We start from the raw sequence: 13309 nt of genomic DNA, 5'->3' as shown, positions 1-13309 counted from the left end.
ATAGTGCTAATTCAGTAAATGATTAAAATCTTTTTTGCAAAAATGAGAAGGTTTTAACCATTTGATTTTAATGTGTTTATTTGTATTTACTTTGTTCGTTAATCCGAACGTGAATCCGTTATATAACACAGATGAAAAAAGAGGGAGCTAATGCTCCCTCTAAGTATAGTCAGCGACTGCACTCCTCCAGCAGATAAGCCAGGTGGCGGTAGGAAATACCACTGTGGTGGCTCAGGCCCACTTCACACATACGGTTGGCGTAGTAACCTTCCTTAAAGTCGGTGGGGATAAGTTTCTTAATGTTACGCAGTGCCGAGGCGTTGATCTCAGGCTTGTAAAGACCTTTCTCACCGGCATAACCACAACAGTCTACACCGGCCGGGCGCAGCACCTTGTTGGAGCAGGCATCGGCAATGGCTTGCATCTTGGGTTCCAGCTTCATCTTACGCGCCGAGCAACCCAGATGCAGTGCCACATTGACCTTCTTGGTGAGGGTGAGTTTCGGCAATACCTTGTCGTGCAGGAACTCGACCAGATCCAACAGTTCAACCTTGGGATTGCCGGAAAGAGCACGGTAGGTGCAGGAGAGGGCATCGACAACCACGGGCAGCTTGCCGCCCTCGGTCATGGCGCTGACTGCGTCAATAAGCTCGTCACGCTTCATATCGGCGTTCTTGAAATCCCCTTTTGATTCCCACATCTGGCCGCAGCACAGATTGCGGGTTTTGGCCGGTGTAATCACGTTATAGCCGGCACGTTCAAGCAAGGTCACTACCACTTCAGGCAAGGTACGGTCATCGGGATCCAGCGGTGTTGGGCCGAAGGTACGACCGCCGCAAGCGGCGAAGTAGACCACGGTTTCCTGGTTGGCTTTGGGAGCCGATGGTTTGGGCAGCTTACCGCCTTTGGGGAAGTCAGGGTTCCAGTAAGGCACTTCTTTGGAAATCGCCCGGCCCATGTTCATCAGCCCTGAGGTGATATCCGTGCCCGTGAGTTTGTGTATTGTGCCCAGGGCATCAAAGCCTGTGCTCAGCACCTGGTTGACGGCGCCCCAGTGCTTGGCCTGGAAGTCCAGAACCTTCTGTTCTGTGGTGGTGATATAAGGGGTACGCAGCTTGCGGACCAGTTGGCCCATGCTGTTGTCTACCGGGCAGGCAATGGTACACAGCTGACAGGCAGCGCAGGTATCCACCACATCATATTTGGCGGCGGCACGCATCTTCTCGGCCGCTTCCTTGTCGCCGCTCTGTTCCAGACGCTCGATTTCACGCAAGGTGGCTATCCGCTGTCTGGGTGACAAATTCAGCGCCGAGGTGGGGCAGGTCTTTTCACAGAAACCGCACTCGATACACTTATCGACCAGGTCATCCACTTCGGGACAGGGCTTGATATTCTTGATGTGTACCTGCTTGTCGTCGTTGAGGATCACCCCAGGGTTCAGCAGTCCTTCGGGGTCGAAGATCTGCTTGATGTTTTTCATCAGGGTGTAGGCGTCACTGCCCCATTCCATTTCCACAAAAGGTGCTACGGCGCGGCCTGTGCCGTGCTCGGCCTTCATCGAACCGTCGTACTTGTTGATCACCATATCGGCGACCGCTTCCATAAATTGATGGAACTGTTCGATATCGGCCTGGGAGCCGAATTTAGGGGTAATGATAAAGTGGAAGTTACCGGCTAGCGCATGGCCGTAGATCACCCCTTCAGGATAGCCGTGCTTATGGAACAGCTCGGTCAGATCGTGGGCGGCACTGGCCAGGTTTTCAACCCGGAAAGCCACGTCTTCGATGATTACTGAAGTGCCTTTGGGACGCTCGCCACCGATAATGGGGAATAGGCCGGAGCGCATGGCCCAATATTTACCGTAAACGGCCGGGTCACGGCTGAAGCTGATGGGGCGCTCGGTCTCGATATGCGCCAGTTTGGCGATAACGTCCTGGGTATAGCGTTCCAAAGTTTCATCATCGTTGGCGCGGGATTCTATCAGCAAAATCGCAGCGCCTTCAGGCAATTCGGCCAGCCAATCCGGCATGCCCTTTTTGCCTGTTACCGCCTTGATGGAGGCCCAGTCCAGCAGCTCGGCTGCGGCTACGCTTTCGCCCTGAATAGGGGGGATTGCCCGGGCTGCATCTTCCATATTGAAGAATACCGCCATGGCCGAGGCCTTGAATTTAGCCTCTTCCACTGTGTGATAGGTGACTTCGTTGACAAACGCCAGTGTGCCTTCGGCGCCGACTATGATGTGGTTGATGATGTCGAAGGGATCTTCAAAATCCACCAGGGCGTTGAGGCTGTAACCTGTGGTGTTTTTAATGGCGAACTTTTTGCGAATTCGCGCAGCCAGGGTCTCATTACCGCGAGCCATGGCACCTAAGTCTGCCAACGCCTTGAGCAGTTCGGGGTGTGACTGACGGAAGGCTTCTTTGGACTCTTCGCTGCCGGTATCCAGTTCTGTGCCATCGGCCAGCAGCAGTTTTACTGAGGAGATGGTTTGGTAACTGTTTTGGGCGGTGCCGCAGCACATACCGGAAGCGTTGTTGGAGACGATACCGCCTACCATGGCTGAAGCCAGAGTTGCCGGATCCGGGCCGATTTTTTTATTCAAAGGTTTGAGAGCAGCGTTGGCATCGGCGCCAATAACAGCGGCACCCAGAGTGACTTTGTTGCTGTCTTCGCTGATATCCAGGGTACGGAAACCGTCGAATCCGAGGATAAGCAATATGCCTTCTCCTATGGCCTGACCCGACAGACTGGTACCAGCGGCACGGAAAGTCACCGGAGCGCCGTAGCTTCTGGCTACAGCCAGAGTGCGTTTTACCTGCTCCAGATCCTCGGCATGTACCACAACCTCGGGCACTATCCGGAAATAGCTGGCATCGGTTGACCAGGCAAAACGGCGCACAGGGTCGTCACTGACGGCAGCTTCTCCCAACTGTTTACGCAGGTCACGGATCACGGCTTCATAGTTGATAGACATAAGACATTTCTCTACACATTAAATTTGATAATAAAGGCAGCGCCAAGGGCGGCTGCCTTATCGAGGAGTTATTATCGTTATTAGAATCCGCCCCAGAGCATTGCCAAGGTACCAGCCAGCAAAGCATAGCCAAGCGCTACAGGCATAGTCTTACGGATAATTTCAGATTCGCGACCGGCCATACCGACCACGGTTGCCGCCGCGACCACGTTCATCACGCACATCATGTTACCTGCGTTGGCACCAATACCTTGCAGTGCCAGGATAAGTGCATGGTTGGCCCCTATGTTATCGGCCACGCTGTATTGCAGGCCGGAGAACATCATATTGGAGAAGGTGGCCGAACCTGACAGGAAGGCACCGAAAATCCCGACTATCGGGGAAATCCAGGCCCAAACGCTGCCGAGGCTTCCGGCCAGCATATCGGCCAATGCTACCGGCATGGATTGCAGACCGGCACTGTTGGTGCCTGAGTTGAGGAAGATTTTCACCATAGGCACAGAGGCACCCAGAGAGATAATGGTTGGCACCATGGATTTGCAGGAAACCGTAACCGATTCTTTGATGGCCTTGGAGTTCATTCTGAACAGGAAGAAGCCCAGAATACACACGGCAATAAAGAAGGCGCCCGGTGCAAAGAAGGTGGCGAAGCCGGCCTTGAGCTCAGTGCCTAACAGGCCGGTCCAACTAATGTTGAAGCTGTTCAACCAGGCTTTCAGTGGCTGTACTACACGTGAAAGCACCAAGAGACCTGCCATGATCAGGTAAGGGGTCCAGGCGGCCAACTGGGAGAAACGCGCCTTGCTCTCTACTTGAGCTGTTTCGCCCTCTTTGTCATTTTCAGCGAAGTCATTCCAAGGGGTTTTAGGCAGTAACCAGCCTTTGCGGGCAACCGGGATTACCAATGCCATACCGACCAGGGCACCAATCACGGAAGGGAACTCTGGGCCGGCGAAGAAGTTGATCAACCAGGCAGGAATGGTGAAGGCTAAACCGGCGAACAGGGCAAATTTCCAGATGGCTAAGCCTTCCTTGAAGGACTTGTTGCGACCAAAGAAGCCAGTCAGCACAGACACCATTACCAAGGGGATCAGCGTACCTGTGATTAAATCTATGGTGATCATATGCATGGCAATGAACTGAGCATAATCGCTGAAGTGGCCCCCATGTTCGGCAATTTGCGCCGCAGCCATGCTGGTACCGCCTTCGAGCAGGCCCTGTTCCATACCAAAGAGCACTGGCAGACCAATGGCACCGAAAGACACTGAAGTTGAGTCGGCGACCAGGGCAACCACGGCGGCCGCAATCGGTGGGATACCCAAGAGCACCAACAGAGGCGCGCCAATCGCGGCTGGTGTACCAAAACCGGCAGAACCCTCAATAAAAGAGCCGAACAGCCAACAGATGATGATCACCTGAACCCTGGCGTCTGAACTGATATTGGTAAAACCGGCACGAATGGTATCCATGGCACCCGAGTATTTCAGGGTATTGAGCAGGAATACTGCACCGAAGATGATGGTTAAAGGTGTAATCGCCGACAGCAGGCCTTCAACCACGGAGGCGGCCAGCAGAGTGGTGTCCATCTGCCAGATAAAAACGGCGGCCAGGGCGGTTATCACCATGGAGATTGGCATAGCTCTGGATGCGGGCATCCGGAGCAACACTAGGAACAGCATGACGCTGATCACGGGTGTCAGACTTGCGAGTAACTGAAGAAATGTCATGGTTGCCTCATCATTTCATATGTTGCTTGTGCTTATTGTGGTGTTGAGAAAGTGCTATCGCCTTTCCCATTTGTTGTTGTGCGTGCTTATCATGGTTAATTTACCCGGAACCAAAATGATCTGGATCATCTTGCCTTTCGTATGTGGCTTAAGTTTTCGGTTATGGGAGCCGTGTCTCCGCTGGCAAATGAAAAAATGTGACATGACTCACTGCCGTGCTGGCGTTTATATAACTTTGGGGAATAGATATTTAAAAAATGGCCCACAACCTTAGGAATTATGGCTTTGTTTTACTCAAAAGGGTAATAAAGTGATCCTGTTATTTCATTTATGATGGAATGACAGGCTTATATCGCAAATCTTGAATGTGATTCAAGTCACACTAATTGAGCTTTTGGTGAAGTTGGTTTTTGGGTGTTTTTATTTAAAATAATATAAATCAGATAGATAAGTTGTTTTTTCTTGCTGGCTTACCGTGATCTTAGTCACCGTTATATCGGGCGTCATAAAACGTGACATTGATCACGTGAGTGCTGTTTTACATTTTTTGAAAATAAATAACAAAAAAGCACCTTTGTTCTCAGGTGCTTTAACCCAGGCCTGTGGCTGAACTGCGTTTGTAGCTGTAAGAGTTTGCTCAGGCCACTCAAGCTTCAAAAGAGTTTACTGCCCCAACCCAACTTGTTGCGCAATACATGAAAGTAGTTGTGCCCCTTTGGGTGGATGAGTTTGAGCCGCTCTTTGCTGCGCCTCAGGATAATTTCATCGCCCGGCATCACAGACAAGGTGACATGGCCGTCACAGCTCACTTCCAGGTTTTCGCCGTTTTCCGGTGACACTACCAGTTTGATGATGCTGGAGGCGTCGACCACTATGGGACGACAGGAGAGGGTATGGGGAAACATGGGCACCAGGATCAGTGCCTCGAGATTAGGGGTCAATATCGCGCCGCCGGCCGACAGCGAATAGGCGGTTGAGCCGGTCGGTGTAGAGACTATCATGCCATCGGCCCGTTGGCTGTACATGAACTGGTTGTCGATATAAACCTCGAACTCGATCATATGGGCTATCTTGCCTGGGTGCAACACGGCCTCGTTGACGGCGGTATTGCTGGCTTTGACTTCGCCGTGGCGATAAACCTCGGCTTCCAGCAGGAACCTGTGTTCTGTGGCGTATTCGCCATCCAGCACCTTGGCGAGCGACTCTTCAAAGGCATCCGGCGGCAGATCGGTTAAAAAACCCAGATTACCGCGGTTGACACCGATAACGCCGAGATCGAAGCGCGCCAGTACCCGAGCTGCACCCAGCATATTGCCATCCCCCCCGACGACTATCGCCAGATCACAGTGCTCGCCGATATCCAGTAGGTCTACCGCGCGTACATCTTTCCCGAGTTCAGCCGCGACTCTCTCTTCCACAAGCACATCATAGCCTTGCATTTTCAGCCAATAATGCAGACGCTTGAGGGTCAGGTTGGTCCCCTGATGGTGGGGTTTTCCTATCAGGCCTATAGTATGAAACTCAGTGGACATAGATTTTGGGAACTCTGGGGGTTGAAACGGTCAATTTGATCCCCATAATATGCCCAGAGTATGCAGAAACAAAGCATTTTTAGCTGGAGTAGAAATGAACAAAGAGTCATTTAAAGCAGAGCAGGAACAGGTCGAAGAAGTGGTTGACCAGGTTGAAACCACCGAGGGCGTAGCTGAGGAAGGCGGCATTATCGACGAGTTGACTCAGGCGAACTTCCGTATTGAGGAGCTGGAGCAGGCTTTATCTGACGCACAGGCGACAGTTGAGGAGCAGAAAGATTCTGTCATCCGTGCCGCAGCCGAAGTTGACAACATCCGTCGCCGGGCGGCGCAGGATGTAGAGAAGGCACATAAGTTTGCCCTGGAAAAGTTCAGCAATGAACTGCTGCCTGTGATCGATAACATGGAACGTGCTCTGGTGGGCGCAGATAAGGCCGATGAAGTCACCAAGCCTCTGTTTGAAGGTGTTGAGCTGACACTGAAGAGCTTCCTGTCAGCGGTGGAGAAGTTCGGTGTCAAGCAGATAGATCCTATCGGCGAAGCTTTTAACCCTGATCAGCACCAAGCCATTGGCATGCAACCAAGCGCCGAGTTCCCGGCCAATACCGTGATGCTGGTGATGCAAAAGGGCTATCAGCTCAATGAGCGTTTGCTGCGTCCTGCCATGGTAATGGTGTCCAAGGGCGGTGAAGGTGTTGATACCCAAGCCTGATAGCGCACTAAAACGCCCATAACGGCGAGAATAAAAAACCGCAGATAAGTCTGCGGTTTTTTTATTTGCAAGCAGATTTCCAGCCATGAAAAAGCCGAGCTAGGCTCGGCTTTCTTGTTCCTGGGTTTTCTGGAGCCTGGGTAGCTTTTGAATCCAGGAGCTTACTTCTGGCCAGCGGCCTTTTTGATAAAGTCCACAATCTCTGCCATAGGCACTTCCTGCTTTTCTCCGGTGCGGCGGTTCTTATACTCATAAACACCGGCATCCAGGTTGCGGTCGCCAATCACTATGGTGTGAGGCAGACCCAGGAGTTCCATATCGGCAAACATCACGCCAGGGCGCTCTTTACGGTCATCAAACAGCACTTCGATACCCGCATCGGTCAGCTCTTTATAAAGCTGTTCGGCAGTGTCTGTCACTCTGTGTGACTTGTGCATATTCATCGGCAGAATACCCACTGTGAATGGGGCAATCGCTTCCGGCCAGATGATACCGCGGTCGTCGTGATTCTGCTCGATGGCGGCGGCAACGATGCGGCTGACGCCGACACCATAACAGCCCATCAGCAGAGTCTGAGACTTGCCATTCTCATCAAGCACAGTGGCGTTCATGGCGGCCGAGTAGTTGGTGCCCAACTGGAAGATATGGCCAACTTCAATACCGCGGGCGAAGGCGTAAGTGCCTTTGCCGTCAGGGGTGGTTTCGCCTTCCACTACATTACGGATATCGGCGGCACTGGCCAGCGGCAGATCCCGCTCCCAGTTGATACCGAAATAGTGTTTATCGTCTAGGTTGGCGCCGGCGGCAAAGTCGCTCATCACGGCAACACTGTGATCTATGACCACTGGAATAGACAGACCGACTGGGCCAAGAGAACCTGGGCCGGCTCCCAAGGCGTCACGGATTTCTGCTTCAGAGGCAAATTCCAGCGGCGCGGCAACCAGTTCCAGTTTGTCGGCTTTGACTTCGTTCAGCTCATGGTCGCCACGGACAACCAGGGCCACCAGTGGGGCTTCTTCGGTGGCGCCTTTGACTATCAGGGTCTTGACAGTCTTGGTGATATCCAGGCCAAACTGCTCAACCAGCTCGTCTATGGTTTTGGCATTTGGCGTGTCGACCAAAGTCATTTCCTGAGTGGGTGCGGCGCGCTCTGTGGTCGGCAGCGGCGCTTCAGCCTTCTCGATATTGGCGGCATAGTCGCTGCCGTTGGAGTAGGCAATCAGATCTTCGCCGCTGCTTGCCAGTACGTGGAACTCGTGTGACATGCTGCCACCGATAGAGCCGGTATCTGCCAGTACAGGACGGAAGGCCAGGCCCATGCGTGACAAGATGTTGCTGTAAGCCGTGTACATGGCCTGATAGGTATCATCCATGGTTTGCTGATCCAGATGGAAAGAGTAGGCATCTTTCATCAGGAACTCACGTGAGCGCATAACACCGAAGCGTGGGCGAACTTCATCACGGAATTTGGTCTGGATTTGATACAGGGTCAGCGGCAGTTGCTTGTAGGAACTGACTTCTTTGCGCACCAGATCGGTAATCACTTCTTCGTGGGTCGGGCCCAGAACGAAGTCACGATTGTGACGGTCTACAAAGCGCAGCAGTTCCGGGCCAAACTTGTCCCAGCGACCTGTTTCCACCCAGAGATCCCCCGGCTGTACCATGGGCATCAGAATTTCGATGGCACCGGCCTTGTTCATCTCTTCACGCACAATGGCTTCGACCTTGCGCAGTACGCGCAGGCCGGACGGCAGCCAGCTATAGAGGCCTGAGGCGTTGCGACGTATCATACCGGCGCGCAGCATAAGCTGATGACTGACTATCTCTGCATTGGCAGGGTTTTCTTTCTGTGTTGATAACAGGTATTGACTGACTCGCATTACCTTGGGTCCGAAATGAATTGAATGGCCGCCATTTTATCACTTGCTTCGATGATGTCACGCGACCAGGGCGGATAAATTCCCCTTTCCTTGTTCGAATTTAGCTCGTCGGCAACCGATTGACACCGGCACTACAGTTGCCGCCGCGATTTTGGGCGCTGAGCAGGGCTTCTTCTGCTTGAAATAGTAAGTTGTCCCAACCTTGTTGTTTGCTGGGTTGGATGTTGGCCACGCCGATAGAGACTGTGAGTCGCGGGCTTTGGGCCTTGGCTCGCAGATTGGCCGCCAACACAAATTGATTGAGGCTCTGGGCGATGCGGATACAGGCTTCCGGATCCCGGTTGGGTAATAACAGTGCCAACTGAGATTGTTGTAACCGTGCCAGAAAATATTCACCCTTGATCTTAAAGTCCAGCAGCCTCTGGGCCAAATGCAACAGGGTTTCGCCGGTAATAATTTGATCGCTCTGAATGAGTAACAGGCCTATTCTGTGTTGCTTTGCAACCCCCTGATGCCAGTACTGTTTCATCAACTGGTTGAATGTACGGCGGTTATAAAGCCCCGTGAGTTCATCTTGTTGCTGCTCGCTGGTCAAGGCTCTCATCTGCGCCTCAAGGGACAACAGCGCATGGTTTATCTTGAGTGTTTCTCGGTTCACCGGGGCTGGCGAGCGGCCACCAAAGTTTTGCTCTACCAGTTCGCTGAGCTTGTTGCTGGTCTGCAATAGAGGCTTGAGCAAGTGGCGGCCAATGACTGTCCAGGCTACAGATTGGCTCAAAACTATCAGCGCCAGTGACCCGATCACCAGCCATAGCAGGGTTTGCATCAGCGATTGGCTGTTCTTTTGCATCTGGGCATCCAGATGGGTCAGGCCTATGCCGGACAGGCGCAGAGAAAGATGATCTATGGCGCTTATCATGCCATTCATATGTGGCGCTCTCAGGGGGTGACCGCTCATTACTGACAATTGCTGCCCCAGAACCAAGGCCTCATCATATTCTTTGGTTGCCAGGGTAAACTGGCTCAGGGTGGATATTATCTGTCGTTGTCTCTGCCTGGTTTCATCAAGAATCGCCTCCCGTTCATTAAGGGGATAACTGGGCCAGTTGTTTTTGAGTTTCAATAGTGCCAGATGCTGCATTTGATTGGCTCTAATGGCTTGCAGCAGCTGTTTTTGCTTCTGCAGTTCGGCGATATGGGTTGTGTTTGTGCTATCTATTATCCAGAGGCTGGCACCGCCAAAAAATACTATCAGCCCGGCCAGCAGGAAAAAACTCAACAGTAATCTGCTGCGGATACCCGGTAACCCCTTTGGTATGCTTCTTGGTGGTTGTGTGTTTGGGCGGGTTTGGCAATCCATGGCGCTCATCTTCCTAATTATTGATTTTTCTCTATGCCTGTCAGTGGCTTATCGCGTCTATCTCCTACTACTTTAGCAGGGTTTCCCGCCATTATGGCAAACGCGGGTACCGACTTGGTGACAACGGCGCCCATGCCAATGATGGCGCAGTCGCCTATGGTCACGCCATCGACGATTCCGGCCTGGGCGCCAATCCAGACATCTTCGCCAATAACTATTCCCTTGGATTGGCTGCTCTGACGATAGATGGGCATATCCGGCGCCATACCATGATTGAAGGCATAGATAGTGACATTGTTGGCGATGCGGGTCTTGGCACCTATCACTATGCCGCGACTGCCGCCGTCCAGTGAGCATCCGTGGTTAATGCTGACCTCCCGGCCTACCTGGATCGGCCCGTGCAGAAAGCAGTTGGCGGCTATCATGGACTCATCGCCCAGGATTATCGGCCTGCCGGGTTCGGCAAACAGTTCTGCTTCGGGGGCGATAAAGCAGTTCTGTCCTATGCTGATGGTTTCCAAAGCCTGTAATTTGGCCTGAATTGCCTGCTGCCAGGGAAGAGCCCATTCGAGATGCTTGGGTTTGAGGCGATACCAGAGCCAGGGCATCCAGGAGAGGCGCCTCTTGTGCTGCTCCTGATAATCATCCGCTGAGGGCTTAAAATCAATCATGCTCCGGCGCCGGACGCTTTGGCACAAAAGGGCTGTATGGTTTCGACTTCAATGCCTTGCTCTTGGGCATACCAGAAGATATCCAGATCATACAGCGCCACCTGATAGCGTTTCGGATCCGGTTTACCTTTCTTGTAAGCGGGTCTCGGGTCCTGGGCCAACACCGCTTGAATAAGCTTATCCAGCCCGGGATAGCGTTTCTCGAATTGGCTCAGTTGTTCTACTGCCTGATTGCTGAAGCTGACCTCAACCTGCTCGGGAGCCTGCTGCGCTATGCCGCCTATCGCGTCGGGTATCGCATCCGAGAAGGGGATATAGGGCTTGATGTCGATTATCGGGGTGCCATCGAGCAGATCCATGCCGGATATCTCCAGTATGACCTTGCCTTTGACTTGGTGGATTTGATGCAGCTTCACCACGGATTGGCCAATGCCATTGGGCCTGAAGGTGGAGCGGGTAGCAAACACTCCGAGCTTTTCATTACCGCCGAGCCGGGGAGGACGCACGGTGGTTTTCCAGCCCTGAGCCAGATTTTCATGAAAGCAGAACAGTAACCAGAGGTGGGAGTACTGCTCCAGCCCACGCACCGCATCGATATGATTGTAAGGTGCTGTCAGCTCGACAAAACCGCGAACAAAGTCCACCAACCCCGGCTGACGAGGAATACCAAACTTCTGTTTATATGGTGTCCGGCAATAGGCAACCGCTTCTATCTGAGTCGAAAACCCCATAACGTCAGGCTTACTCCTTCGGGGTTGTCAGACGAATAGCCTGGCCGACACACATGGCGCTGGTGTAGCAACCGGCTGCGGCTTCCTGGGTTTCGACACAGTTTTTAATAATGAGACCATTGGCTTTCATATCTGCAGCCGCCCGGCGCGCCTCGGTACGGGCATCAGCCATAGTGGCCGGTACACCATCGGGCTCGGACTGGCAGGCATTACCCTCAACCAATCCCAGCACTTCATATTGGCCCGTTGGTCGGCTGCCATCGAACAACTGTACTTCCGAGGGTTTGAAGTACTCCTCAATAGCCTGGCTGTCTAGGTTGGAATTGAAGCTGTATTCCCCGGCGCAGCCGCCAAGCAGCAGTACCAGAGTGGAAAGAAATATCGGTTTCATGGCCAGGCCTTATAGTTATTCGTTCATGCTCCCGGCCATCCCGGGAGCTGTATGGGAAATTCTATCGCTTCAAATACTTTTGATAAAGCTGCCGATGACGATTGTTGAGATCCACCTGTCTGCCGTCGATAAACATCAGCTCTATCCTGCTGCTCATGGGATCGAGAATATCGCCGCTGCTGACTACCAGATTGGCCTGAAACCCGGGCGCTATCGCCCCTAGCTTGTCTACGCCCAGTATCTTGGCGGCATCTTGCGTAATCGCCTTGAGCGCCTGCTCTTTGCTGAGCCCCCAAGCTACAGTTTGGCCTGCTGCCAGCGGCAGGTTACGGCTGTCCCAATCGGAGCTGAAGCCGAGAGCGAAGGGAATACCGGCGCGCTTGAGCAACGCCGGTACTCTAAATGCCTGGCCTATGGGCTCATCTTCGCGCAGTGGCAAGTCAAGCGTATGGGTATAGATGACGCTTGCCTCTATTTCATTGAGCGCTGCACCCAGGCGCCAGGCATCATAGCCACCGACCAGGGTGAGCTTGAATCCATACTGACGGGCGAGGGCAATGGCCGCCTCTATCTGCCGCTGCCTGTCGGCATGAACAAACAGCCGCCCCTCTTGGCGATACAGCGGTAAGAGCGCTTGCCAGCGGCTGTCTTCAAGGGCGCCTTCGCTGCTTTGCTGACTCAAGGCATAGCGTTTACCCGCTTCAAAGTGTTTGTGTATCTGTGACAGCGCGTCCTGATAGGCCAGTTGTGCCTGTTTATTCGCCTTGTCGGTACCTTGTTTTTGCGGCTCCGTTGGCCAATAGAGGTGGAACTGTGGTCTGGCTGGGACCTGGGCATCTTCTATGGTCCAGGCATCCAGGGATACCAGTGCAGATTGCCCTGCAATGCCTGTGCCTCTTGGGACTATTTGCGCGTGGGTGATACCGTTGGCCCGCACACTGGGCAACAATTCCGAATCCGGGTTGAAGGCGCTGGCGGCTTCAAGCTGTGGATTGGCACTGCCCACATCACGGCTATCGACTGTTGGCCTGGCCATGGCTATTTCCACCAATCCCAGGGTGGTATCCAGTGCTATGAGGCCGGGATAAAGGTGTTTGCCACTGAGATCAAATTCCCGGGCATTTTCAGCCGTTAATCCCGGGCCTACGGCGCTGATAACACCTTGCTCGAGCAGCACATCGGTATTCTCGAGAGTGCCTTGGCTGACGGTGTGAACCGTGGCGTTTTTCAGCAATATGGCTTGTTGCTGATGCTCGGCCGGGATCAGGTTATGGGCCTTTACCGGGGCGAGCATCAAGAGTGAACCACCCAGCAGCAGATGTGCCAGCATA

At 53.1% G+C, this 13309-nt stretch carries 10 protein-coding genes; 1 reads left to right on the top strand and 9 read right to left on the bottom strand.

Going from position 1 to position 13309, the window contains the following annotated elements; translation table 11 throughout:
• Positions 1 to 169: 169 nt before the first annotated feature.
• From CX650_RS05090 to nadK, 3 genes are all read right to left on the bottom strand, one after another.
• Positions 170 to 2974 carry an FAD-binding and (Fe-S)-binding domain-containing protein gene (locus CX650_RS05090; protein ID WP_101095183.1) on the bottom strand — a complete coding sequence of 935 codons (2805 nt, stop codon included), beginning with the start codon at positions 2972 to 2974 and terminating at the stop codon, positions 170 to 172.
• 80 nt (positions 2975 to 3054) lie between these two features.
• On the bottom strand, positions 3055 to 4701 hold the full coding sequence (locus tag CX650_RS05085) for an L-lactate permease (RefSeq protein ID WP_052248277.1): 1647 nt from the start codon (positions 4699 to 4701) through the stop codon (positions 3055 to 3057).
• Positions 4702 to 5354: 653 nt separating this feature from the next.
• Complete coding sequence (gene nadK, locus CX650_RS05080; protein ID WP_039035936.1) at positions 5355 to 6233, bottom strand: NAD(+) kinase; 879 nt, start codon at positions 6231 to 6233, stop codon at positions 5355 to 5357.
• A 94-nt stretch (positions 6234 to 6327) separates the two neighbouring features.
• Here nadK and grpE point away from each other — a divergent pair, with 94 nt between their 5' ends.
• Positions 6328 to 6945 (top strand): nucleotide exchange factor GrpE, encoded by a 618-nt coding sequence (gene grpE, locus CX650_RS05075; RefSeq protein WP_039035935.1) that lies wholly within the window; start codon positions 6328 to 6330, stop codon positions 6943 to 6945.
• A gap of 161 nt (positions 6946 to 7106) precedes the next feature.
• Here the strand turns inward: grpE and CX650_RS05070 are convergent, their stop codons facing one another.
• The 6 genes from CX650_RS05070 to CX650_RS05045 form a co-directional block, all read right to left on the bottom strand.
• A complete protein-coding gene (locus CX650_RS05070; RefSeq protein ID WP_071477127.1) occupies positions 7107 to 8825 on the bottom strand; it encodes a proline--tRNA ligase in 1719 nt (572 codons plus the stop codon).
• A gap of 100 nt (positions 8826 to 8925) precedes the next feature.
• Positions 8926 to 10104: a GGDEF domain-containing protein gene (locus tag CX650_RS05065; RefSeq protein WP_157822990.1), complete on the bottom strand. Its 1179-nt coding sequence runs from the start codon at positions 10102 to 10104 to the stop codon at positions 8926 to 8928.
• A 98-nt stretch (positions 10105 to 10202) separates the two neighbouring features.
• Positions 10203 to 10856, bottom strand: coding sequence for an acyltransferase (locus CX650_RS05060; RefSeq protein WP_101095181.1), 654 nt, complete (start codon positions 10854 to 10856; stop codon positions 10203 to 10205).
• A complete protein-coding gene (tsaA, locus tag CX650_RS05055) occupies positions 10853 to 11587 on the bottom strand; it encodes a tRNA (N6-threonylcarbamoyladenosine(37)-N6)-methyltransferase TrmO (protein ID WP_071477125.1) in 735 nt (244 codons plus the stop codon). The genes CX650_RS05060 and tsaA overlap by 4 nt, the downstream gene beginning before the upstream one ends.
• A 10-nt stretch (positions 11588 to 11597) precedes the next feature.
• A complete protein-coding gene (rcsF, locus tag CX650_RS05050; RefSeq protein ID WP_039035930.1) occupies positions 11598 to 11978 on the bottom strand; it encodes an Rcs stress response system protein RcsF in 381 nt (126 codons plus the stop codon).
• 61 nt (positions 11979 to 12039) lie between these two features.
• Positions 12040 to 13308 carry an amidohydrolase family protein gene (locus CX650_RS05045; protein WP_101095231.1) on the bottom strand — a complete coding sequence of 423 codons (1269 nt, stop codon included), beginning with the start codon at positions 13306 to 13308 and terminating at the stop codon, positions 12040 to 12042.
• Between the last annotated feature and the right edge of the window lies 1 nt (position 13309).

This window comes from Shewanella indica, from assembly GCF_002836975.1.
Taxonomy (GTDB): domain Bacteria; phylum Pseudomonadota; class Gammaproteobacteria; order Enterobacterales; family Shewanellaceae; genus Shewanella; species Shewanella indica.
Note: the sequence above shows the minus strand (reverse complement) of the source record. Positions and strands in the feature narration are given on the sequence as shown.

Coding starts and splice junctions, on each gene's coding strand:
- grpE (WP_039035935.1), top strand. CDS start 6,328: ATGAACAAAGAGTCATTTAAAGCAGAGCAGGAACAGGTCGAAGAAGTG.
- CX650_RS05085 (WP_052248277.1), bottom strand. CDS start 4,701: ATGACATTTCTTCAGTTACTCGCAAGTCTGACACCCGTGATCAGCGTC.
- rcsF (WP_039035930.1), bottom strand. CDS start 11,978: ATGAAACCGATATTTCTTTCCACTCTGGTACTGCTGCTTGGCGGCTGC.
- CX650_RS05060 (WP_101095181.1), bottom strand. CDS start 10,856: ATGATTGATTTTAAGCCCTCAGCGGATGATTATCAGGAGCAGCACAAG.
- CX650_RS05045 (WP_101095231.1), bottom strand. CDS start 13,308: ATGCTGGCACATCTGCTGCTGGGTGGTTCACTCTTGATGCTCGCCCCG.
- CX650_RS05070 (WP_071477127.1), bottom strand. CDS start 8,825: ATGCGAGTCAGTCAATACCTGTTATCAACACAGAAAGAAAACCCTGCC.
- nadK (WP_039035936.1), bottom strand. CDS start 6,233: ATGTCCACTGAGTTTCATACTATAGGCCTGATAGGAAAACCCCACCAT.
- CX650_RS05090 (WP_101095183.1), bottom strand. CDS start 2,974: ATGTCTATCAACTATGAAGCCGTGATCCGTGACCTGCGTAAACAGTTG.
- tsaA (WP_071477125.1), bottom strand. CDS start 11,587: ATGGGGTTTTCGACTCAGATAGAAGCGGTTGCCTATTGCCGGACACCA.